This window comes from Acetobacter sp. UBA5411 (assembly GCF_002409645.1).
GTDB lineage: Bacteria > Pseudomonadota > Alphaproteobacteria > Acetobacterales > Acetobacteraceae > Acetobacter.
In genome coordinates this window covers 1-22014 of the sequence record NZ_DHNR01000022.1, presented here as the reverse complement: position 1 = coordinate 22014, position 22014 = coordinate 1, and the positions used below count along the sequence as shown (strand labels likewise).

Genomic DNA, 22014 nt, shown 5'->3' with positions numbered 1-22014 from the left:
CACTCCATGACGCATGCGCTTGATGTTACCGCTCTCGCTTCTGACCTGATTCGTCACCCGTCCGTCAGTCCGGATCCCGGCGAATCCCAGATCGCTCTGGGCGAAACATTAAGCGCCATGGGGTTTGAGGTCTTCCACCTTCCCTTCGGGGAAGGGGCGGAGCGTACGCCCAATCTCTTTGCCCGACGTGGCAAGGGCGGTCCTCATCTCTGCTTTGCCGGGCATACGGACGTTGTCCCGCCCGGGCAGCAGGGATGGCAGCACGGGCCGTTTGCAGGCTCGGTGGAGCAGGGCATTCTCTACGGACGAGGGGCCTGCGATATGAAAGGCGGTATTGCCGCCTTCGTCGCTGCAGTGTCCTCCTTTCTTGAAAACACGCCCGAGCCTCAGGGTTCCATCAGCCTTCTCATTACCGGCGACGAGGAAGGCCCCGCCCGCTTTGGGACCGTCAAGGTGCTGGAGTGGATGAAGGACCATGACCAGATCCCGGATTTCTGTGTGGTCGGCGAGCCTACCAACCCGACCGTCATGGGCGAAGTCATCAAGATCGGACGTCGCGGCAGTATCAATGTTCGCATTACGGTGAAGGGACGACAGGGCCACGTGGCCTATCCCCACCGTGCTGATAATCCGGTCCATCGGCTGATCCGCATCCTGAGCGAACTGACGGAAAAACCGCTGGATGAGGGTTCGGAGTGGTTTGAGCCCTCCAGTCTTCAGGTGACGAGCGTGGATGTCGGTAATACCGCCACCAACGTCATTCCGGCGGAAGCAAAAGCGGCTCTGAACATCCGCTTCAATGATCTGCACACCGGAGCATCGCTGCGGGAGTGGATCGAAACCGTCTGTCACCGGCACGCGCCCGACTGTCAGATCGAGGCCAGCATCAGTGGAGAATCGTTTCTCACCCAGCCCGGCCCGGAGCTGAACGCTCTGAAAGCGTCGGTTCAGGATGTGACGGGTAGGGAGCCTCGTCTGGATACCGGTGGGGGCACCTCGGATGCCCGCTTTATCGCCCTGTACTGCCCCGTGGCGGAATTCGGTCTTGTCGGGGCGAGTATGCACCAGATTGACGAGCATGTTGCCGTTTCAGATCTCGATACCTTGAAGCGTGTTTACGAACGGCTTTTGGAAAGGACAGTGGCGTGAGCGGCGTTTTCAAAGGCAATACGACGCCCAACCCTAAAGCAATTCTGGAAGGCATGACGCTGCTTGCCAGCGGAAAATCCGAAGGCATTCAGCGTTTCGGCAATTCAGTCGAGAATTTTCTGGCAGCCCTCGCGCCCGGTCTGGCGATGTGCATCGTCGGCCTGCTGACAGTTGCGCTGCAGAAAGAACCCGTCCTCGGCTTCATCCGTGTCGAACTGTCCTTCTGCACGCTTTTGGCGCTCCCGGTAATTTCTTGGTTCTTTGCGAAAAAATGGGGACGTGAGGAACTCTGGTTGCGCTATGCAACTGCGGCCAGCTGGTGTGAGTGGATAACTGTTCTGGTGTCCGCCGTCGCAATGGCTATGGGAAGTCTGCTGTTTTCGTCACTTGCCGAGACGAGCGGCTTTGCCATGGCGATTGTCTTCAGCAGCGATCTTTACGGACTTTGGCTCGGTGTCTTCGTGGCCAAAGTCGGCTTGCGTCTGAGCTGGCCACGCGCCATTCTCCTGTATGGAACGACGTTCTGCTTCGCCCTGATCTGCTACGGTCTGGCCTCGCTGCTGCCGCCTCACTACAATTTCATCAACGATCTTTTGCAGCCTGTTGTGACAGCACAGGCTTCTTCCTCTTCCGTAACCTGATCTGCGTCCCTGTTGTCAGGAGTGCTGCGGTTTTTGTCAGGACGCTTGATTCGTTGAACAGAGCAAGGGCGCGCACAAGCCCGGCTTTCCCCATTGTCGTCCGTAAGGACTGATCCTCTACGAGCCTGTTTAGCGCTTCGGAAAGAGGAGCGCTCTTTCCTGCCGGAACAAGCAGCCCGGTTTCGCCCTGCACAACCTGCTCCCGCGAGCCTCTGATATTTGTGGCCACCACGGGAAGACCAGTCAGCATGGCTTCGATGATCGACATCGGAAGACCTTCAAAATGACTGGGGAGTGTGAAGATATCCGCAGCCGCAAGGAGCGCCGGAATGTCCGAACGGTATCCCAGCATACGCAGCCTGCCACCAAGAGCATCATGAGCGCGCCGGAAATACGGCTCCAGCACCTCTCCATGGTCGCTTGAGAGCCGCTCGCCTACAATCCAGAGTTCCGCGTCAGGAACGCTTTCCATTGCAGCCAGAAGCTCTGGATAGCCTTTATGTCTGACCAGCCTTGAAACAGCGATAATCACGACGCGCTCTGACGGGACATTCAGTGACTGCCTGATTCGTTCACGCGCACCCGGGTCAGGATGGAACAGGTGAGGATCACGGCCATTTCCAACTGCTATGGGATTGGAATGGATATGCAGACGCCGAGCGTCCTGTGCCTCTTCCTGCGAAACGGTCAGATAGATATCGGTGATGCGTCCGGCCAGCCATTCAAGCGTGAATGCCAGCGCGTGACGGACAAAGGAGCCGGGCTGATTGAACAGATAGCCATGGCAGGTATAGGCGATGCACGGAACGCCACAAAGTTTGGCAGCCAAACGCGCCAGAAGCCCGCTGATCGGCATGTGAGCATGCACCAGATCCGGTTTTTCCTGACGGATGACCCGAATCAGTGCTGCGAAGGCACGCGCCTGTGCCTTTATTGAAAAGGATCGAGCCATCGGCACAGTGACGATCCGAAAGCCTTCCGCCCGCGCATCCTGAAGAAGAGGTCCTTCGGCGCAGCAGCCGATGACATCGTGACCTTCCGTCCGCAACTGCCGCATCAGCGGCAGCAAAAAGTGACGAAGCGAAAAATCGACGTTGGTGACCTCAAGGATCTTCACGGTATTTCCTTGCCCGCAGCCTGACTTCAGGCGTCAAGGCGCGTGAAGGCCCATCGGATGGCATTGGCCAGAACAGGGGGCACTGGCGGAGGCGGCAATTCCATGTCCGAAACCTCATCCTTTCGGATACCGTCTTCGACTGGGCTGGCTTCCTGATCACTGGTCTGTGCAGTTTCCGATGCGTCCTTTTCAGAGAGCGGGCCGGAAGCCTTTTCCTGATCTGCGGTGTCTTCGGTTTCTTTCGCGGCTTCAATGGCTTTGGCCAAAGGCGTCTGTTCTTTTACCTCCTGCTCAGACTCTGAAGAGGGCAGAGGCGTCGGTTCGGCTTCGGACTGCTGGGACACCGTCTCGTCCGGTTTGACAGGCGAGGTTTCTGGCTGGCTGGCCACATCAACAGTCGGAATCACAGGCTGGACTTCAGCTGGTCGCACAACAATCTGCTGCGTGGGCATCGGATCCTTGAAGCCGAAATAAATGCTGTCTTCTATCGTGGAATAACCGTTGCTGCGGAATCTCCAGACTTCATCACCGGCATGCAGAAGAATGTCTGTTTCTTCCAGTTCGACACGCACGGAAGGATGGAGATGAAAACGCAGAATAAATTCAGGTGGATCGCCGGCCGTATCAAGCCTGTCCTCTCCCCGAAGATCGGCTCCCTCGCCGGAGAGAAACAGACGTCTGCGGTAAGAACCACAACCGACCGGGCGATAGCAGTCCGATGCCAGCTCGATCATATGGTCGATGCCGGAAACAGAATGTTCCCATGTGACATCAGGCCGCACATCCACAGAGCCGTCCCGCCGCCAGAGCACGGGAGGACAGGCCGGGATCGACAGCACGGAATGTGCAGGCGCGTCCCTCAAAGCTTCGTGCCAGCCGGGGCGCGGGCTGGCGCCGCAATTGACGACAATCTGTGAGCGTCCGGAAGACAGTTCCATCGACATCAGGCCGCCATGGGCGAGCGTGTCAAATCCTTTGGGGGGTGGGCCACCCGCATCCACGAACAGAACGGTATTGCCGGATGTCGCGCGCACAAAACGTCCATCGCGCATGTTGCGGGCAAGAATGTTTCCACGTGGCATGGCGCGGGCAATGATCAGATCGATCAGGGCCGGATCGTGTGACCATGTGCCATTGAACAGAGCGAGACGACCATCTCCATGACGAAAGGCGCGAAGCACCGGAGCCATGCGATCAAGTGCCGAGGCGAGCATGGTCGGCATCGGGATACGCGCCGACTGGAGCATCAGGCGCATCTCGGCCAGTTCCCGCAACACGAGAAGCTGCGCGCCGGGACTGCGGGAAGCATGGCACCCGTCCGGGAGAATCTGCATTTCAAGTTCGGGGTCGATCAGCTTCATGTAGCGGCTGAGAAAGGCTTTCTGCTCCGGAATGGCGACCGCCGTGGCCAGCAGCCCCTTCAGGCCGCGCAGGGCCGTCCAGTCGTGACGGTCTGTCGGCAGGATGGCGGCAAGCGTCCGGGCTTCAAGAACGATCCTTTGCAGGAGGCCACGTCGGTAGTCCTCATCGGCAGAAGCAGCAAAGAAATCATATTGCGCCAGCCATGAGGCGATACGCGCGCCAGTCGTCGAGGAATCTTCAAGAGGCGTCATGCCGATGGGCTGGGCAATCCAGTCCGCGACGAGCGCGCGTGCCTGCGCGCGGGCAGACTCAGAACCGAGTTCCCTTAGATCCCGTAACCATTCAAAACTCTGGAACCAGTCGCGAAACAAGGGCGACCAGGTTTCATCAGACCAGACACCTTTCCGGATCGAGATGGTTTCACCGCCGTGAGACGCTGTGCCACGGACAAGCAGCTCACCGTTACCGGCATCACCGGGCCAGAGGTCACGAACAGTCTGTGCCGGAGTGGAGGGGATGGACCTCAGACCACCCAAAGGACCGAGCAGCGCAAAAGAAAGTCGCGCATCACGCCACCATCGGCCCAGACCCATACTCAAGCTCCTCCTTCAACCGGGATCGTCAGTAATGCACGACTGCGGTTTTTAGTTGCTGTTCCTTAGCGCCCTGATGGCGGCCGCATAATCCTCACGTCCGTAAACCGCACTGCCTGCAATCAGAACGTCCGCACCTGCGGCAGTGGCCAGAGGAGCGGTTTCCGGATCGATGCCGCCGTCGACCGCCAGCCTGATCGATTTGCCAGATGACTTTATCATGTCGCGCAAGGTGCTGATTTTCCGAAGCTGGCTATGCAGGAATTTCTGCCCGCCAAATCCCGGATTGACGGACATCACAAGGATGAGGTCCACCATGTCGAGTATTTCCGACAGGGCTTCCGGCGGTGTGGCCGGACAAAGCGAAACACCGGCCTTCACGCCCAGCGCCTGAATGGCCTGTAGGGACCGGTGCAGATGAGGACCGGCTTCCGCATGGACCGTAATATGGTCGGCCCCGGCACTGGCGAATGCTTCCAGATAGGGATCGACGGGTTCGATCATGAGATGCACATCGAACGGCAGCTTCGAATGGGGACGAAGCGCTTTGACGATGGCCGGACCGAAAGAAATATTCGGCACAAAGTGACCATCCATCACATCCAGATGGACCCAGTCGGCGCCGGCTTTTTCTATGGCCGCAACCTCTTCGCCAAGTCGGGCAAAGTCTGCGGCCAGAATGCTCGGAGCAATCAGAGGAGAAGAAATGCTGGTCATGGCCTCGTTATCGGCAAACATCGGAAAGGGCGCAACAGGTGTTCTGAGGGCTTGTGCATAAAATGAGTAAAGCTGGTCTTTGTCGTCTTCTTTTTTGTTACAAATAAAACAGTTTCCTGATGATCATGATGAATTGGCAATCAGTCATTAAGATGGCGAACCGAATGGACCGTTCCTGTTTGTTTCAGGCTGGCCGTCAGTTCGAGGCATCAACACCCGGTAGAGGAGTATAAATGCCCGATAGTCTGAAAGCAGATCATTACGATCACGTCGTGAGTTCGAGTAATGGACTGTCTTGGTGTCGAAATCTTTAAAATACAGCCGATTTACAGGAAAATTATTGATGTCTTCGCGTGAGCGGCTTTCGGTAATCTGAACTCATCACAATCCTGTGCCTCAGTCAGCACACGCCGGCTGGCAGGTCTAAAGACAGAAAGAAACATGCCCGGCGCGATTATCCGAAAAACAGGGACAATCGCCGGGAGCGTGCTGGAAACTGAGAGAAACAGGGGCGCGCCAGACTTTCAGGGCCGCCACTTCCTGTGCAAGCAACTGCGTTTTCGCGTCATCCGATTGCGGGAAACCAGCAATAGCCATTGCGGAAGACAGCGCCGGCATCTCGTGCCAGGCCGGCGTGGAAAAAGCCTGAAAGGCCGATGAGGCATCCTCAATCAGCAAAGACAGAGTACGACCGCCGAAAGCCACGCCTGAAACAGTGCCAAAAGACGGCTTTGCAAGGAACAATGCGCCAAGCGGAAAACCTTCACCGCCGCCATAGCTTGCCAGAACAATGTCTGACGCCTCCGGAAAGCGAAAGAATGCCGACTGATGACGTCCCATCCAGGAATCGCCGGAATGAATCATGCAGCCTGTATGAGGGGACGGGATGCGAAAGAACCAGCGTTCGAACAGTTCCTTCTGATACCAGAGCAGTCTACCTGATGGAGAAGCAGCCTGCTTGTCAGTCACAAAATTCAGGCCGGCACGCAGCCCCGGAAGAACACCGAGCATCTCACGCCACAGAACGCGTCCTTCCGGCGTATCGATATGCTCTATCCGGGCTGCTTCCATCCCCGCCGCCTTTAGCCTTCCTTGACGAAGCGCGCCGCGAAGAAGCCGTCCATTCCGCCAAGATCCGGCCAGAGACCGGGATGAGTGCGCACCCACCCTTCAGGCGTCAGGGCCTCGGGAAGATCCTGCATCTCTTCCGGTCTGATCGGGTCGGCTTTCAGTCCGAACTGACCGGCAATCTTGCGGGCCTGATCCGGTCCTTCTTCCTGCTGAAGCGAGCACACGGCGTAAACAAGACGCCCGCCCGGTTTCAGCATCCGCGCCGCAGCCGCGAGAAGCCCTGTCTGCGCTTCAATCAGTGCAGACAGATCACGCGGGCGCTTGATCCAAAGTGCGTCCGGATGACGACGTGCCGTCCCGGTGGCGGAGCAGGGCGCATCCAGCAAAATGGCGTCGAGCGGTACTTCCGGTTGCCATGCCGCCGCATCGGCACAGACTGTTTTGACCGTGTCTAGCTTCAGGCGCGTGAGGTTTTCTTTTAACCGTTCTAGACGGGACGGATCACGTTCCAGCGCCGTCACCTGCGCACCGGTGCAGGCAAGCTGTGCCGTCTTGCCACCGGGAGCCGCGCAGAGATCGGCCACATGCTCACCCGGTTTCGCGGCAAGAAGACGCGCCGGGAGAGCGGCAGCGGCGTCCTGCACCCAGAATGTGCCTTCCTCGAAGCCGGGCAGATCTGGAACACGGGTTCCAGCCGGGAAGCGCACCGATCCGGTCGGAAGGACAATTCCTTCCTCCATCGACGGTGCATCGGGCTTTAACGTCAGATCAAGCGGCGCTTCCTGCGCCAGACCTCTGGCGATTCTGCGCGCCACGCCCGGACCGAGATATTTCCACGAAGACCACATCCAACCGGGGATGTTCAGCCGTTCCTGATCAAGCCCTTCCAGCAGCGTCGCGCCCTGTGTGGCGACCTTTCGCAGCACGGCGTTCGCCAATCCGGCAAAGGGAGCGAGGTCACGGCGGCGTAGCAGATTGACGGTGGTGCCAACAGCCGCATGAGGCGGTGTTTCAAGGAATAACAACTGACAGGTGCCAATCAGGAGCGCCACGCGAACAGGTTCTGGAGGCTGTTTGCGGAGAAAAGGCTCCAGCACAGCCGACAGCGTGCCCAGATGACGAAGCGTCGCAGCTCCCAGGCGATGGGCGGCCGCACGGTCGCGCGGCTCGGCCTCACGCGCTTCCTGCGACCGACCGAGAGTCGTTTCCAGCATGCGACGATTTTCGATTACGCCCCGTACGATGTCGTAAGCGATTTCCCGTGTCGGATCCGGCACAACCGGCGCGGCGGGCGCACGGGAGCGGCCTGATCGGGCCTGTCCGTTTCTGGAGGGGCCGGTCTTTTTCGATCCGTTGCGGGAGCGGGGCTGCGAGGTGTTTGACGGAATGTTCATTGTTCCCGGTGTGAATATCGGCTGGCGAGGACATCGCACGTCAGGCTGGCCGGTGCCAGTAGGTTTTTAGCGGCCGGCAGGTTTTTAGCAGTACGTTTTCAGTGAGCGCATTTCGTATTTCACATCACACTGGATGTTTGGAAGGACATGGCCGGACCGCCCATGGAGACTCTCATCGTCGATCCTGTCCCGATGCGACAGACATTTTCTCTTTCCACCGGGATCACCATTTTTCTCCCTACTACCAGCCCCCTTTGTGGCGGCATGGCTCTCAGGGTTTACCCCGATGAACAGCCTCAGCTTCTCGTGCCCAATCCTTTGGGGACCGGTGTGATGGTCGCCGGAGTGGAGGGACGGGACAGTCTGGGCTTCACCCTGGCATCATTCGATCAGGTGCTCATCCGCCAGATTGCTTCTTTCAAGACCCTTACGCCTCAGGACGTCAGGGAGCGGTTTCTCGACACGGCTGTCAAAGGATTCGCGGGGCGTGAGACGCAGAAACTTGCTCGCATTGCAACCAACGGACGCACCGTCAGGCGAGCAGCCATTCATCGGAGAGTGTCTGAACTGCTCACCGGCGTTCGTGTGCATCCCGGTCTGTCGGCCTATCTGGAAAATATTTTTTTCCACCTCGGGTTTTCGCCGGCTTCCATACGGATTGGAGGAGGTGGGTTCGCACTCAATGAACGCACTCCACCCCGTCTGGCGGTTATCCGGAACGCATTGAGAGGATTGGCGCCTTCTCTCAAATCTCTCGAAGGGAATGCATTGACGACAGCAGGTGTGATTATGGTGGCCACGGAAGCCCTGCGCCGCATTGAGGCTCTTTACGGAGCGCATGCAGGACTTCTCAACGACCCGGCCCGTCTCGCGCATTTCAATGTCTCGTATGAGGGGGCGATCAGGGAAGTCGCCACTCTTGATGGCTGGGTACGCTTTGCTCTGATGCTTGAGGAGATCCCTCGTGCGCCGTGCGCTGTGCACATGCTGGCCGATTTGGCGTCGCTGGCGCAGATTCTGTCTCACAGCAATCACGCGTCGGCAGCCCGTTCCCCTTTGGCCAGTGTAAGCAGACCATCAATCGCATCCTGGCCGCGTGAAGTTGATCGCGGCCTCTACATTGAAGAACGCAACGAGAGACTGCTTCACATGAGTCTCCTTTACGATATCAAGGAGAACTGAGCATGGCGCTTCCTGTCCTATCCCATGCCGGGCGTGATCAGTTTTCCGCTGAGGGGCCTGTCGCAACCACATTTACCCTGCTGTTCCGCCCGCTATGGCCGATCATCGTTCCCTCCACGGAGTGGATGCGGTCAAGTGAGCTTGCCGTGCGATCCCTCCCGGATACGTTGCTGGAACCACTGCGTATCTGGATCATGAACTGCTTTCCGCAGGAGCATCTTGTCGAGAAGCTCATTGAGTTGGGTGACGGGCTGCATCTGCCGGAGAGAGATCCTCTGGATGAGACGGAATGGGCGGACCCGTTGTGGCGCGCCTCTCAGATGCTTTGGCAGCGTGCCGCCGATGTCCTATCGCGTCCGATCCCGTCTGCCGTGCTGGAGGAAATGTCCGAGACCTCGGGCATCAGGACCGCAAGCATTGAAGCGCTTCTTCCCGCAATCCAGATTGTCTTCGCGGGTGCGCGACACTTCTTTCAGTCCAGAAAAGCAGTGGTACCGGTCATTCCGGACAGAAATGATCTTGCCCTGCTTCTGAAAGAGGCGGTGGGAAGAGGTGTCACGGCGTGGTGTTTCACTTTGGCGCTGCTCATGGCGTCCAGAAACGAGATCGATATTATCCTGCCAACTGCTCGTGCGGTGGCGCATATCCAGCCGGACGCCAAGATCTGGCTGGAACTTTGTGATCAGGCCATCATGGGTGTCTATGACCTGTTCAACGCCCGGTGCGATCGGATCAGCAGGGAAATCACCCGGATCAAACCCGTGGAAAGATCGGAGCGTCGGGTTCTTCTCTGGCTGGAGGTCAATGAACAGGCGACAATCCATGCGCTCATCCGTTTTGCCGGACGCTGCTCGATTTACGGTGCAGCGGCGGCTGCGTTGGGGGAGTCCGTCGCCAAAGCGGCGAAAGCTCAGTTTACTCTGCTTGTGCAGGAAGATCTGCTGATCGGCTGGCCGGTCACGACATGGCCTGATTCCCTAATGATCTCTTTTGAGGCAGGTAACCGTCGCTTCCGTCAGCTTGCTGCTTTTGGTAGCAATTTTTCCCGTTTTTCGGATTATCGTGGTGGAATTGACCAACTCACGGCCCATTATACGGATGACCGGATAACCGGTCTGAGTTTCGCTGAAAAAATACATGCCTGTGAAATGCTTGAGGCGTCACAGAAACCGTCACAATTACTAATGGATTATCTCAAAAGTCTGCCGCCGCCAGTGCAGGGTAGGGTTTTCGTACGCAGAAATGTGTCTCTCACCATGCCGTGGTCTGAAACCGCCCGTTGAACCAGAGCAGAGGCGCGCAGAGAGGCATATGGGTGCGTCCCTAGTCTGAATACGCTACGAGAGGGACGCCTTTGGCAGCCTGAAGATTTTTCTGCGAGCGACAGACCTGATGCCACGTCCCGAAGACCGATTGTTTATGCGTTGTCTTCGTGGGGTGATGAGAAGCGTCACAGTATTGTGGTTAAGCAGCTTTTTTCATTATCCGGCTGCCAGTGCCTCCGAGGCAGCTGCAGGAAAACCACCCGGTCGGGTGATCTCTCTCAACCTCTGTACAGACCAGTTGCTCCTGCTTCTGGCTGATCCTTCGACCATTGTTGGACTGTCCCAACTGGCGTCCGACTGCGCGAATGCTCCCATGTGTGAAAAGGCACGCTCTTACCCGGCGTTTCGCACAAACACGGAAACCATTCTGTCGCTGAAGCCGGATCTTGTGGTCACAGGCACATCGACCATGCCTGTGACCCTGCTGGCGGCAAAATCCGTTGGCACACGTCTTGAGATGTTTGCCCCCGCCCAGTCGCTTGCGGATATTCCTGCCTCCATACGCAGAATGGCCAAATTGCTCGGCGTTCCAGAACGTGGCGAGGTTCTGGTGCAAGCGTTTGACGAGAGACTGGCGCGTCTCTCTCTGCCGTTATCGCCGGATGCACCGGAGGCGGTGATTTACGCGGCCAATGGCTTTGTCACCGGAGCCCATTCATTGCCGGACGATGTGCTGCATCATGCCGGTCTTAGAAATTTCGCGACGAGCGTAGGCAGGAAGCGGAGACAGGCGATCTCACTGGAAAAACTGATCGCGGCGCAACCCGATCTATTGATCCTTGATCGCTCGGGGCAAGGTACATCTCAGGCGCAGGCATTGCTGGACAATCGTGCGCTGGAAAGTGCTTTTCGCGGAATGCACCGGATCAACATCCCTGCCTCTCTCTGGCTTTGCGGCCTGCCGCAGACCCTCGATGCACTCGAAGAACTGTCCAAAGCCCGGAAAATGATACAGGAAGACGGCAAATGACCCGTCACCCTGATCGTATCCTGCTGATTACCCTGACGACAGTGCTGCTCCTGCTGTTTGGACTGGCGCTTGTGCGTGGCGAGACCATGCTTCCTTTTCTACCGGCTCTTGAAGATATGCTGGCAGGACGCGACACGGTCGGAGCCGTGATCCTCGGTCAGCTCCGACTGCCGCGTGCGCTTCTCGCCGTCATGATTGGCGGCTCGCTGGGGCTGTCGGGGGCAGTTTTGCAGGGGTATCTGCGCAATCCTCTTGCCGATCCGGGACTGCTCGGCGTGTCCAGCGGCGCGGCCTTGGGGGCTGTCCTTGTCTTCTATACTGGTCTCGCCGGTGCTTTCAGTTTCGCGCTGCCACTTGGCGGATTGGCCGGAGCCCTGCTGGCTGTTGGTCTGCTGCTCGGACTGGCGGGGCAGGGCGGGGTTGTCAGCCTGCTGCTGGCCGGTACGGCGCTGACAAGTTTCTTCGCCGCCATGACAGCCCTGACGCTCAATCTGGTGCCGAGCCCCTATGCCTCCTTTGAAATCATGCATTGGCTGATGGGATCTCTGGCGGATCGCACCATGCTTCAGGTCTGGCTTTGCCTGCCGGGCATTCTTCTGGGTTCACTGCTGATGGCCATGAGCGGACCGGTGCTGGATGCGCTGACGCTCGGAGATGAAGTGGCCGAGAGCCTTGGTTTTACACTGAAAGGGGTGTGGGGCGCTCAGAACCGTATCGTTCTCGGCTCGGCGCTGGCCATTGGTTCCGGTGTCGCTGTCGCGGGCGCTATCGGATTTATCGGTCTGGTCGTGCCGCATCTTCTCCGACCGTTGACGGGGCATCGTCCAGGACGGCTGTTGCTGCCGTCCTTTCTGGGAGGAGCGATCCTTCTTCTGGTGGCGGACATCTGCGCGCGGTTCATTCCCACACACACGGAACTGCATGTCGGTGTGCTGACAGCCCTGACAGGAGCGCCACTGTTTTTCTGGCGGGTCAGTGTTCTGAGAAGAAACGGCTCATGAACACATGTCCTGAAATCCTTCGCGTCGATCATGCGACATTAAGTTATGGGAAGACGGTTGTTCTCCGCGATGTGTCTCTTTCCGTTCGTGCCGGGGAAGTGTTGGGTCTGATAGGACCTAACGGTGCTGGAAAGAGTTCCCTGCTGCGTGTTCTTGCGGGTCTGCAGACTCCCGATGAAGGGAGCGTGCAGATGGAAGGAGTCAATCTTGCCGACAAGGCGGCTTTGTGGAGAGCGCACAGAATAGCATTCCTGCCGCAGGAGGCGGAGACACTGCCTCCCATGGCAGTGAGGGAGCTTGTGTCACTGGGACGTATTCCTTTTGGAAAAGGGCAGTCCGATGAAGACCGTCTGGCTGTAGAAGAAGCGTTGCAGCAGACCCGGACACTGGAGTTTGCTCATCGGGCCGTTACGGCTCTGTCGGGAGGAGAGCGGGCACGAGTGCTGCTTTCACGGGCGCTGGCTGTCCGGGCCCCTGTTCTGCTTGCTGATGAGCCGATTGCAGCGCTTGACCCCGCTCACGCTTTATCCGTGATGAACCTGTTCCGCGATCTGTCGCGAAAGGGTGCCGCGATTGTCGTGGTTCTGCATGACCTCGCTCTCGCATCCCGTTTCTGCGATCGTGTGGCTTTGCTGAAGGATGGAGTTCCTGTTTCAGTAGGGCTTCCCGCAGATGTATTGACGGATGATATGGTTTCTCATGTGTATGGGGTCACCGTGCAGCGCGTTTGTAACGCGGTCATTCCGTGGAACCTCGTTTAGAAGGTGTTACATATTTTCTTGTGTGTCGTTTCTCATTACGGGAATTAGAGCGATCAGTTGAATAGCTGTGGAGATAGTTGCTTCCATCTTGTCGTAGTGTGTTGCGTCGTCCTGAAATGCTTCGGTCTGGTGAAATGTATTCCGACGCATTTTTGAAGTAACTGGATAGATACAGCATTACCATATGATGATGGAGACAGGGTCTGTTTCGGAACAGTCCGCTGCATTGATATAAGTTTCTACTTCAATCCAGATACTTCACTCACAAATCAGGCACAAAAAAATCCGGTTCCCTGCAAAGGAAAACCGGATTCTAGGCCGTGAAGAAGCGGAAGATTTCTCTCCCGCCTCCAAGCGCAGTCTTCAGAAGGGTGCGTCGATATCAACAACGTCAACCAGCTTGTGGTTGACGAATTCCTTGATGCCGAGACCGATCAGTTCACGACCGAAGCCGGAGCGCAGCACGCCACCGAAAGGCAGGTCAGCCTTCACCATCGTCGGATGGTTCACGAACACCATGCCGGTTTCGATCTGCTCGGCAACGCGAACACCGCGGGCTTCGTCCTTTGTGAAGACGGAACCACCAAGGCCATACGGGCTGTCATTGGCCATACGGATGGCTTCGGCTTCGTCCTTCACGCGGAAGATCATGGAGACCGGGCCGAAGAACTCCTCGCGCATGGCGGGGTTGCCGTCCTTTACGTCCGTCAGAATGACAGGGCGGAAGAATGCACCTGCGTTCGGCATTTCCAGCGGGATCTCTTCCGCTTTCGCACCGGCTGCAACAGCGCCTTCAACCTGCTTCTTCAGATCGTCAGCGGCCTTCTGGGAAGACAGCGGAGCCAGCGTGGTGGCCGGGTCCATCGGGTCGCCCATCTTCAGCTTCGCAACGCCTTCACGATACTGCTTGAGGAACTGGTCATAAACAGCATCGACCACGATCATACGCTTGGAAGACACGCAGACCTGACCAGCATTCCAGTGACGGCCAAACACGGCCCACTTCACTGTTTTCTCAAGATCGGCATCGTCCAGAACGATGAAGGCGTCCGCGCCACCCAGTTCCATCGTGCACTTCTTCAGGGCCTTGCCAGCTTCGGCTGCCAGACGGGCGCCAGCACCCTCGGAACCCGTCAGGGCCAGGCCACGTACGCGGTGATCACCGAGAATACGGGAAACCTGATCATGCGTTGGATACAGGTTCTGGAAAGCACCCTTCGGCAGACCGGCTTCGATCATCAGCTTGTCCATGGCGGCAGCGCACTGCGGCACGTTGGACGCGTGCTTCAGGACAACCGTGTTACCAGCGGAAAGCTGCGGGGCAATGATGCGGGCGACCTGATAGAACGGGAAGTTCCAAGGCTCGACGGCAAGCAGAACGCCCAGCGGCTGGTGGATGACCTTCGCGCGGCCTTCGTCCTTGTTGGCGACGGGCAGCTCTTCAGGAACCAGCAGCTTCTCGGCGTTCTTCGCGTAATATTCGAAGATGGCGGCGGACAGCTCTGTCTCGGCCTTGGACTCACCGAAAACCTTGCCCATCTCAAGGGTCAGCAGCTTCGAGTATTCGTCGATGTTGGCGCGCAGAATGTCAGCGGCCTTCTGCATCACCTTCGCACGCTCCGCAAAGGAAGTGGTGCGCCATGACAGGAACGCGTTGTGAGCCGAATCAAGAGCGGTATCAATTTCGGCGTCCGTTGCGTTCGGGAACACCTTGATCTGTTCATTGGTGAACGGATTTGTCGTTGCGTAGGCCATGTGCCCAATTCCTTTCTTGTTGCGGTGCAGTTGAGGATGCCGCGTTCGTGCTCAGGACGCGATCGGGCTCAGCTCCGGAAGTCCAGAACGACACGGCCATCAATGCGACCGTTTTCCAGATCATCAAAGATACGGTTGATGTTTTCCAGTTTGTCCGGCTTCACAACCGAGTGCACCTTTCCGTCTGCAAAGAATGACAGCGCCTCGATCATGTCGAGCCGTGTACCCACGATTGACCCTCGGACCGTCGTTCCGTTCATGACCATGTCGAAGATCGACACCGGGAAATCTCCCGGCGGCAGGCCATTGAGAACGATAGTTCCGCCTCGACGTGCATACCCCATCGCCTGGGAAAAGGCGATACGGGAAACGGCGGTGACCACCACACCCTGAGCGCCGCCGACTTCTTTCTGGATGAATGCGGCCGGATCCGTGTCCTTGGCGTTAACGGTGAGCGCCGCCCCCAGTTTCTTGGCGGTCGCCAGTTTTTCGTCGTCAATGTCCACGGCGATCATGTTCTTGCCCATGGCGACACCATACTGCATCGCCATCTGGCCCAGACCACCGACACCGGACACAGCCACCCAGTCGCCGGGTTTCGTGTCCGTCATCTTCAACGCCTTGTAGACCGTCAGACCGGCGCAAAGGACTGGAGCGATCTGGAGCGGGTCCGCACCTTTGGGAATATGGGCGACATAGTTGGGGTCCGCCACGACGTACTCGGCAAAGCAGCCATTGACGGTATAGCCGGTGTCTTCCTGCTTTTCACACAGGGTCTCCCAGCCTCCAAGACAATGCACACAGTGACCGCAGGCGGAGTAAAGGAATGGCACACCGACATAGTCGCCTTCCTTGATCCAGTTCACATTGCTGCCGACCTGAACGACATGGCCGACGCCTTCATGGCCGGGAATGAACGGCAGTGTCGGTTTGGTGGGCCAGTCACCACGCACGGCGTGCAGGTCCGTATGACACACACCACACGCGTCCATCTTCACCAGAATCTGGTTCTGGTTGATCGTCGGGATGTCGAGTTCCTCGATCGTCAGCGGCTTGTTGAATTCGTGGGCGACTGCCGCCTTCATCTTGCCTGCCATGGATCTGGTCTCCTTTATCAATCTTCAGTTGGTTCCGAGAGCCTTGAGAGCCTCAACCATCTTGCTCAGCACTGCCTGCGCATCACCGAAAACCATCGTGGTGTTCGGCAGGAAGAACAGCGGGTTCTGCACGCCCGAGTAACCGGTGCCCTGACCACGTTTGATGACGAACACCTGCTTCGCCTGGTCGGCGTTGAGGATCGGCATGCCATAGATTGGCGAGGACTTGTCGGTGCGGGCAGACGGGTTGACCACGTCGTTCGCGCCAATGACGAGGGCGACGTCAGTTGTCTTGAAGCTGTCGTTGATGTCGTCCATGTCGTAGATCATGTCATACGGCACACCGGCTTCGGCGAGCAGCACGTTCATGTGTCCCGGCATACGTCCAGCGACTGGATGGATCGCGAACTTCACATCCACGCCAGCGGCCTGAAGCATCTTCACCATCTCGTACAGCTTCTGCTGTGCCTGAGCCACGGCCAGACCGTAGCCTGGAATGATGATCACGCTGGAAGCGTAACGCATCGTGGTGGCGGCGTCGGCCGGGTCCGTGGACTTCATCTTGCCTTCAGGACCGCCAGCGGTCTTACCGGATGACGCGCCGAAGTTGCTGAACAGCACGTTGGCGATCGAACGGTTCATCGCCTTGGCCATGAGCAGCGTCAGCAGCGTACCGGCGGAGCCGACGACCATACCGGCGATCATCAGGGCCGGGTCAGCCATGACATAGCCTTCAAGACCGACAGCCAGACCCGTAAAAGCGTTATAGAGAGAGATCACCACCGGCATGTCGGCGCCACCAATCGGCACGGTCATGCAGAGGCCGAAGAACAACGCGCCGAGGAAGAACAGCAGCGAGAACAGACCGGCTTCCGGCGCACCCTGCATCTGGCTGATAACAGCCATTCCGCCCAGCACAAGGGTTCCAAGGAAGACCACAAGGTTGAAGATCTGCTGCCCACCAAACCGCATGGGGTTCTTCATGCGACCGTCGAGCTTGGCCCAAGCGATGAGGGAGCCTGTCAGCGAGATACAGCCGATCAGGCCACCCAGCACCGTCACGCCCAGATGCAGCGCATCGGTCTCGTTGTGACGCAGGAGGGCGACAGCTGAGATGGCGGCGGCGGAACCGCCACCCATGCCGTTGAACAGGGCGACCATCTGCGGCATCGCCGTCATGGCGACCGTCTTGCCTCTCCAGCCGGCCCATGCGCCGCCGAGGAGCAGGGCGAGGACCGCCAGCCCAAGATTGACGGGCAGGTGAGGCAGAACCTCGTCCGAGACGTTGAACGCCTGCAGAAAAGCGATGGCGACAACAAAGGCCATGCCCCAGCCTGCGATGACGATGCCACGCACCGCCGTGACAGGCGAAGACATCCCCTTGAGGCCATAAATGAACAGTCCGGAGGCGACGAGCCCGCTCAGACCGATGATATAATCAACAGCGCTCATTGGATCAGGCCTTCCCGTCCTGCGCTTTCTGCGCCGGTTTCTGGCTACTGGGCTTGAACATCGCCAGCATACGATCCGTGACGACGTAACCGCCCATCACGTTGCCCGCGCCAAACAGCACGCCAACGAAACCAATGACCTGCTCAGGAATGGTGGTGGCGGACAGCAGCACGCTGAGAGCGCCCACAACGACGATGCCGTGGATGAAGTTGGAGCCTGACATCAGCGGGGTGTGCAGGATCGACGGCACGCGACTGATGACGACATATCCGGTGAAAGCCGCCAGCATGAAAATATAAAGCGCTATGATGAAAGTCATGGATGTCACTGGCATTGGATTACCCTTTCGATCCGGTGGTCGGTGCCGCGCCCGGAGGCGGTGCTGGCGCTGCTGCTGGAGCAGGTCCTTCGACAGCTTCACGCACGGCGTCGTTGGTGATTTTTCCGTCATGCGTGACGAGCGTCTTGGCGATCACTTCGTCCGTCATATCGAGCGACAGTTTTCCGTCCTTGATGATCTGCTGAAGCAGATTCAGGATGTTTTTCGAATAAAGTTCGCTGGCCTGCTCGGAGAGGCAGGACGGCAGGTTGACCGGGCCTACAAGAAGGGTGGGGCCGACCTGAACGCTCTGACCGGCGACGGTGCCTTCACAGTTGCCGCCGCCTTCAGCACCCATGTCGATGATGACGGAGCCGGGCTTCATTTTTGAAATCTGCTCTGCGTCAATCAGGCGCGGCGCTTTCCGGCCCGGCACAGCGGCCGTGGTGACGATCAGATCGGCACGGGCGATGTGGTCCGACAGCACACCCTTGACCTTGATCTTCTCGTCGGCAGTCAGTTCACGGGCATAGCCGCCCTGACCGGTGGCATCCACGCCGGTTTCGACAAACTTCGCACCAAGAGAGTGCGCTTCTTCTTTCGTCTCGGGCCGGACGTCATACCCTTCGGTCACAGCGCCCAGACGTCCCGCGGTCGCCAGAGCCTGCAGGCCGGCGACACCCAGACCCATCACCAGCACCTGAGCAGCTCTCAGCGAACCGACAGCCGTGGTCATCATGGGAAGGATCTTCGGCATGTGCACCGTGCCAAGCAGAACGGCGTAATATCCGGCGAGCGTGGCCTGACTGGACAGGGCGTCCATGGCCTGTGCGCGACTGATACGGGGGATCTGTTCCATGGCGAAGCAGGTGATTTTCTGCGCCTGCAACGCCTTGACCACATCCGGGTGTGTGCGCCCGTAAATGAAGGAAATCAGGATGGAGCCTGATCGCATCCTGGCGATCATGTCCGGAGTGGGCGGATTGACGGCAAGCACGATGTCGGCACTGGCGAGCAGTGTTCCGACATCGCTTTGTATCGTCGTGTTTTTGTAGGATGCGTCGGGATAGAAGGAAGCTGAACCGGCCTCGGTTTCGAGGGCCGTCGTGCAGCCGAGATGCTGGATGCGCTGGGCCACGAGAGGGATAAGCGCAACGCGTCGCTCTCCCTGTTCCCTTTCCCTGATCGCCGCGATGTTAAGGCTCATTGATCAGTATCCATTTTCTGGAATTGGCATTCTGAATTTACAGACCTCCCTCAGGAGGGAGGGGCCCGCGCAGGACCCACTCAATTTTATGATTATTTAATGATGGAAAAGAAATGCGTCTTTGACGTGCATCAATTGTAATGAAAGGGACCTGTTTTGTTTGAAACAGTCACCTGAAAAATGAGGCGTCAAAATATTTCTTGAACGTATGTTTGAATATTACAGGACCATTATAGTCCTGAATAAATATCTCTCGACAGATTGGCTTGAAATCCTGTCGCACTGTTCAGAACGCACGCAATGGGCCTGAGAAGAGTCCAGCTTTCAGAAAGGAACTCAGGGCAGAAACAGCGAGCCGATCAGACAGAAAACCAGCCCGCACACGGCAATTAGCGTTTCCAGAACGGACCATGTCTTGAGTGTCTGAGGCACGGTCAGGCCGAGATATTCCTTGATCTGCCAGAATCCGGCGTCGTTCATCGGACCAAGCGCCACGGAGCCTGCGCCTGTGACCAGAACCATGAGTTCAGGAGACATGTTCGGTGCATGGTTGAGAATGGGAGCGACGATCCCCGAAGCCGTCGCCATCGCGACGGTTGCAGAACCGCAGGCGACCCGGACAATGACCGCCAGCAGCCATGCCAGAACCAGCAGAGGCATGTGAGCGCCCAGAGCCGCATGCGTGATCGCATCCGAGATGCCGCTATCAATCAGGACTTTTCCAAATCCACCGCCTGCACCAACAAGAATCATGATCAGTGCTGTAGGGCCAAGACATTCCGTGGAAAAGCGGAGGATCGTCTCTCGTGAAAAACCGCGCGCCAGACCGAGCACATAAAAGGAGAGAATGGTCGCCAGTGTCAGGGCGATGACCGTGTTGCCGAGGAAGCGTAGACTGACATTGAGGGCAGTATGCGGTGTCGAGATGAAATCCGCGCTGGAGCCCAGAAGCATCAGGATAACCGGCGAAAGAATGGTCAGCAGCGTCACAGCGAAGCCGGGCATGTTCTCGGGAGGTTCGGCACTGACAAACTGAGCGGCCAGCGGGTTTTCTTCGAGCAAAGGCACGCGACTGGCTGCAAAGCGTCCAAAGATCGGCCCGGCAATGATGGCGGTGGGGATGCCGACAAGCAGCCCATAGAAAATGGTCTTGCCGATATTGGCGTGATAGGCGGTGACAGCGAGCAAAGCGGCTGGATGCGGCGGAATCAGCGCGTGGGTTACGGAAAGTGCGGCTCCCATAGGCAGCGCGATCCGCAGAAGGGATGTGTTTGTCCGTGCCGCCAGCACGAAGGCGATGGGGATCAGCAGCACGAAGCCGATTTCAAAGAAAACAGGCAGTCCGACCAGTAGCCCGATGACCATCATGGCCCAATCCGCATGCCCACGGCCCGCCTTGCGGGAAATCGTTAAGGCTATCTGGTCCGCGCCGCCTGACTCGGTCAGCATTTTTCCCAGCATGGTCCCGAGCGCGATGACCGTGCCTACATGCCCGAGCACATGACCGGCTCCGTTTTCGAACGAGCCGACCACCTTGTCCGCTGGCATTCCGGCTATCAGCGCAATGACAATCGAGGTGACGAACAGGACGATGAACGGGTTCAGACGAAAACGCGCAATCAGCACAATGATACTGAGGATGGCGCCTGTGGTCAGGATAATAGCGAACAGTGGGCTCATTTTTATTGTTATTTCCGATTATGAGACTGCCGGTCTTCAGAGATGTTTTTCTCCTGTGTTTCAGCGCTGTCTCTGAATAGCGCAACTGATTATGGATACGTTCTCTACAGGCAAGCGGTGATACCGCCATCCACCATCAGGATATGACCGTTTACAAAACTGGAGGCGTCAGAGGAAAGAAACACGGCGGCTCCGATAAGTTCCTCAACCTTGCCCCAGCGTGCGGCGGGGGTGCGCCTGCATAGCCATTCTGTAAAGTCTTTATCTTTTACAAGCGCTGCATTCATGTCCGTTTCAAAATAACCGGGTGCAAGCCCATTGATCTGCAGGCCATATTTCGCCCAGTCCGTCGCCATTCCCTTTGTCAGGTTTTTCACTGCACCTTTTGCCGCTGTGTAGGGAGCAATTCCGGGGCGGGCAAGTTCGCTCTGTACAGAGCAGATATTGACGATCTTTCCCCTTTTTCGGCTGATCATGTGGCGCGCGACGGCCTGTCCCACGAAGAAGACGGCGTTGAGATTGGTCGCCATGAGCGCATCCCAGTCTTCACGAGAAAAAACTTCCAGTGGAGCGCGTCGCTGGATACCCGCATTGTTGATCAGGATATCAATGGGACCTTCATTCTGTTCGATTGTCTCGACAGCAGAAAGAACGGCAGTCTGATCCGTCGCATCAAAAGAGGAGAGGGAGGACGTTATGCCTGCCTCTTTCAGCTGAGACTGTGCCCGTTCAAGAGCGTCCTGATTGCGCCCGTTCAGAACAATCTCCGCACCGTACTCGCCAAGCCCTTTGGCAAGAGCCAGACCGATTCCGCGTGAAGATCCGGTGATAAGGACGCGGCGACCACGAAGGGAAAACAGGTCTTTTGGGGGCATGTTCTTGATTCGATATTGTTATTTTTGGTTCTCACACCATAGGAACAAATTTGCCCGACCGCACAGCACTCTTTGAGGAGGTGGCTCTAACTTTTTCATGAGGATGAGAAAATTAGGACATTTTGTTGATCGGAAATTCGAATGAGATATCGAAGTTGTTTTATAATTATAGTATTTTTTTTATAAACTATCCTGTTTTGCAGAAATATGTTCTCTAGAAAACGGGAGAGGCATATTTAATTAAATCTGCCTGCTATAAATTGCCAGCACCATTCTGCATTATTGCCAGCAGCTTCGAGATTTGATGTTTGCTCAAATTTCTGTCCTACGGCGTGTCGTCAGTTAA

The 22014-nt window shown here is 57.4% G+C and carries 18 protein-coding genes and 1 pseudogene; 7 read left to right on the top strand and 12 right to left on the bottom strand.

All coding sequences use genetic code 11. From position 1 onward, the window contains the following. The first annotated feature begins 6 nt into the window (after positions 1-6). Positions 7-1149 (top strand): succinyl-diaminopimelate desuccinylase, encoded by a 1143-nt coding sequence (gene dapE / locus B3759_RS07130; protein WP_291365056.1) that lies wholly within the window; start codon positions 7-9, stop codon positions 1147-1149. Continuing rightward, entirely contained in the window at positions 1146-1790 is a 645-nt protein-coding gene (locus tag B3759_RS07125) for a hypothetical protein (RefSeq protein WP_291365054.1), read from the top strand. The genes dapE and B3759_RS07125 overlap by 4 nt, the downstream gene beginning before the upstream one ends. On the opposite strand, the gene B3759_RS07120 is transcribed toward B3759_RS07125, so the two are convergent. From B3759_RS07120 to B3759_RS07100, 5 genes are all read right to left on the bottom strand, one after another. Continuing rightward, entirely contained in the window at positions 1732-2907 is a 1176-nt protein-coding gene (locus B3759_RS07120; RefSeq protein ID WP_291365052.1) for a glycosyltransferase family 4 protein, read from the bottom strand. The genes B3759_RS07125 and B3759_RS07120 overlap by 59 nt on opposite strands. 26 nt (positions 2908-2933) lie before the next feature. Next, positions 2934-4862, bottom strand: a complete 1929-nt coding sequence (locus tag B3759_RS07115) for a heparinase II/III family protein (protein ID WP_291365050.1) — start codon at positions 4860-4862, stop codon at positions 2934-2936. 51 nt (positions 4863-4913) lie between these two features. After that, positions 4914-5579: a ribulose-phosphate 3-epimerase gene (rpe, locus tag B3759_RS07110; RefSeq protein ID WP_291365048.1), complete on the bottom strand. Its 666-nt coding sequence runs from the start codon at positions 5577-5579 to the stop codon at positions 4914-4916. Positions 5580-6002: 423 nt separating this feature from the next. After that, the gene (locus B3759_RS07105; protein ID WP_291365046.1) at positions 6003-6650 is read right to left on the bottom strand and encodes a hypothetical protein; all 648 of its coding nucleotides are present in this window, start codon (positions 6648-6650) and stop codon (positions 6003-6005) included. An 11-nt stretch (positions 6651-6661) separates the two neighbouring features. Beyond that, positions 6662-8044: an RsmB/NOP family class I SAM-dependent RNA methyltransferase gene (locus tag B3759_RS07100; RefSeq protein WP_291365044.1), complete on the bottom strand. Its 1383-nt coding sequence runs from the start codon at positions 8042-8044 to the stop codon at positions 6662-6664. Between the two features lie 162 nt (positions 8045-8206). Between B3759_RS07100 and B3759_RS07095 the strand changes: the two genes are divergently transcribed. The 5 genes and pseudogenes from B3759_RS07095 to B3759_RS07075 all read left to right on the top strand — a co-directional run. Next, the gene (locus B3759_RS07095; protein ID WP_291365042.1) at positions 8207-9226 is read left to right on the top strand and encodes a hypothetical protein; all 1020 of its coding nucleotides are present in this window, start codon (positions 8207-8209) and stop codon (positions 9224-9226) included. Positions 9227-9228: 2 nt separating this feature from the next. Then, positions 9229-10509, top strand: a complete 1281-nt coding sequence (locus tag B3759_RS07090) for a hypothetical protein (protein ID WP_291365040.1) — start codon at positions 9229-9231, stop codon at positions 10507-10509. 175 nt (positions 10510-10684) lie between these two features. Beyond that, positions 10685-11521 carry an ABC transporter substrate-binding protein gene (locus B3759_RS07085; protein WP_291365038.1) on the top strand — a complete coding sequence of 279 codons (837 nt, stop codon included), beginning with the start codon at positions 10685-10687 and terminating at the stop codon, positions 11519-11521. Further along, positions 11518-12522 (top strand): FecCD family ABC transporter permease, encoded by a 1005-nt coding sequence (locus B3759_RS07080; RefSeq protein ID WP_291365036.1) that lies wholly within the window; start codon positions 11518-11520, stop codon positions 12520-12522. The genes B3759_RS07085 and B3759_RS07080 overlap by 4 nt, the downstream gene beginning before the upstream one ends. 74 nt (positions 12523-12596) lie before the next feature. Further along, a pseudogene (locus B3759_RS07075) lies at positions 12597-13283 on the top strand (ABC transporter ATP-binding protein); the annotation flags it as partial. Between the two features lie 363 nt (positions 13284-13646). Here the strand turns inward: B3759_RS07075 and B3759_RS07070 are convergent. The 7 genes from B3759_RS07070 to B3759_RS07040 form a co-directional block, all read right to left on the bottom strand. After that, a complete protein-coding gene (locus B3759_RS07070) occupies positions 13647-15038 on the bottom strand; it encodes an NAD-dependent succinate-semialdehyde dehydrogenase (protein ID WP_291365033.1) in 1392 nt (463 codons plus the stop codon). A gap of 68 nt (positions 15039-15106) precedes the next feature. Beyond that, positions 15107-16135, bottom strand: a complete 1029-nt coding sequence (gene adhP, locus B3759_RS07065; RefSeq protein WP_291365031.1) for an alcohol dehydrogenase AdhP — start codon at positions 16133-16135, stop codon at positions 15107-15109. Between the two features lie 24 nt (positions 16136-16159). Continuing rightward, positions 16160-17587, bottom strand: coding sequence for an NAD(P)(+) transhydrogenase (Re/Si-specific) subunit beta (locus B3759_RS07060; RefSeq protein WP_291365029.1), 1428 nt, complete (start codon positions 17585-17587; stop codon positions 16160-16162). A 4-nt stretch (positions 17588-17591) separates the two neighbouring features. Further along, entirely contained in the window at positions 17592-17921 is a 330-nt protein-coding gene (locus B3759_RS07055) for an NAD(P) transhydrogenase subunit alpha (protein WP_099347081.1), read from the bottom strand. Between the two features lie 4 nt (positions 17922-17925). Then, positions 17926-19113 (bottom strand): NAD(P) transhydrogenase subunit alpha, encoded by a 1188-nt coding sequence (locus B3759_RS07050; RefSeq protein WP_291365025.1) that lies wholly within the window; start codon positions 19111-19113, stop codon positions 17926-17928. 336 nt (positions 19114-19449) lie between these two features. Then, positions 19450-20793 (bottom strand): gluconate:H+ symporter, encoded by a 1344-nt coding sequence (locus B3759_RS07045; RefSeq protein WP_291365023.1) that lies wholly within the window; start codon positions 20791-20793, stop codon positions 19450-19452. A gap of 104 nt (positions 20794-20897) precedes the next feature. Beyond that, a complete protein-coding gene (locus B3759_RS07040; RefSeq protein WP_291365021.1) occupies positions 20898-21668 on the bottom strand; it encodes an SDR family oxidoreductase in 771 nt (256 codons plus the stop codon). Positions 21669-22014: the final 346 nt, after the last annotated feature.

Bases quoted from the DNA above. Each gene is read 5' to 3' on its own strand.
- adhP (WP_291365031.1), bottom strand. From the start codon at position 16,135: ATGGCAGGCAAGATGAAGGCGGCAGTCGCCCACGAATTCAACAAGCCG.
- B3759_RS07040 (WP_291365021.1), bottom strand. From the start codon at position 21,668: ATGCCCCCAAAAGACCTGTTTTCCCTTCGTGGTCGCCGCGTCCTTATC.
- B3759_RS07060 (WP_291365029.1), bottom strand. From the start codon at position 17,587: ATGAGCGCTGTTGATTATATCATCGGTCTGAGCGGGCTCGTCGCCTCC.
- B3759_RS07045 (WP_291365023.1), bottom strand. From the start codon at position 20,793: ATGAGCCCACTGTTCGCTATTATCCTGACCACAGGCGCCATCCTCAGT.
- B3759_RS07115 (WP_291365050.1), bottom strand. From the start codon at position 4,862: ATGGGTCTGGGCCGATGGTGGCGTGATGCGCGACTTTCTTTTGCGCTG.
- rpe (WP_291365048.1), bottom strand. From the start codon at position 5,579: ATGACCAGCATTTCTTCTCCTCTGATTGCTCCGAGCATTCTGGCCGCA.
- B3759_RS07070 (WP_291365033.1), bottom strand. From the start codon at position 15,038: ATGGCCTACGCAACGACAAATCCGTTCACCAATGAACAGATCAAGGTG.
- B3759_RS07080 (WP_291365036.1), top strand. From the start codon at position 11,518: ATGACCCGTCACCCTGATCGTATCCTGCTGATTACCCTGACGACAGTG.
- B3759_RS07090 (WP_291365040.1), top strand. From the start codon at position 9,229: ATGGCGCTTCCTGTCCTATCCCATGCCGGGCGTGATCAGTTTTCCGCT.
- B3759_RS07100 (WP_291365044.1), bottom strand. From the start codon at position 8,044: ATGAACATTCCGTCAAACACCTCGCAGCCCCGCTCCCGCAACGGATCG.
- B3759_RS07095 (WP_291365042.1), top strand. From the start codon at position 8,207: ATGGAGACTCTCATCGTCGATCCTGTCCCGATGCGACAGACATTTTCT.
- dapE (WP_291365056.1), top strand. From the start codon at position 7: ATGACGCATGCGCTTGATGTTACCGCTCTCGCTTCTGACCTGATTCGT.
- B3759_RS07050 (WP_291365025.1), bottom strand. From the start codon at position 19,113: ATGAGCCTTAACATCGCGGCGATCAGGGAAAGGGAACAGGGAGAGCGA.
- B3759_RS07105 (WP_291365046.1), bottom strand. From the start codon at position 6,650: ATGGAAGCAGCCCGGATAGAGCATATCGATACGCCGGAAGGACGCGTT.
- B3759_RS07055 (WP_099347081.1), bottom strand. From the start codon at position 17,921: ATGCCAGTGACATCCATGACTTTCATCATAGCGCTTTATATTTTCATG.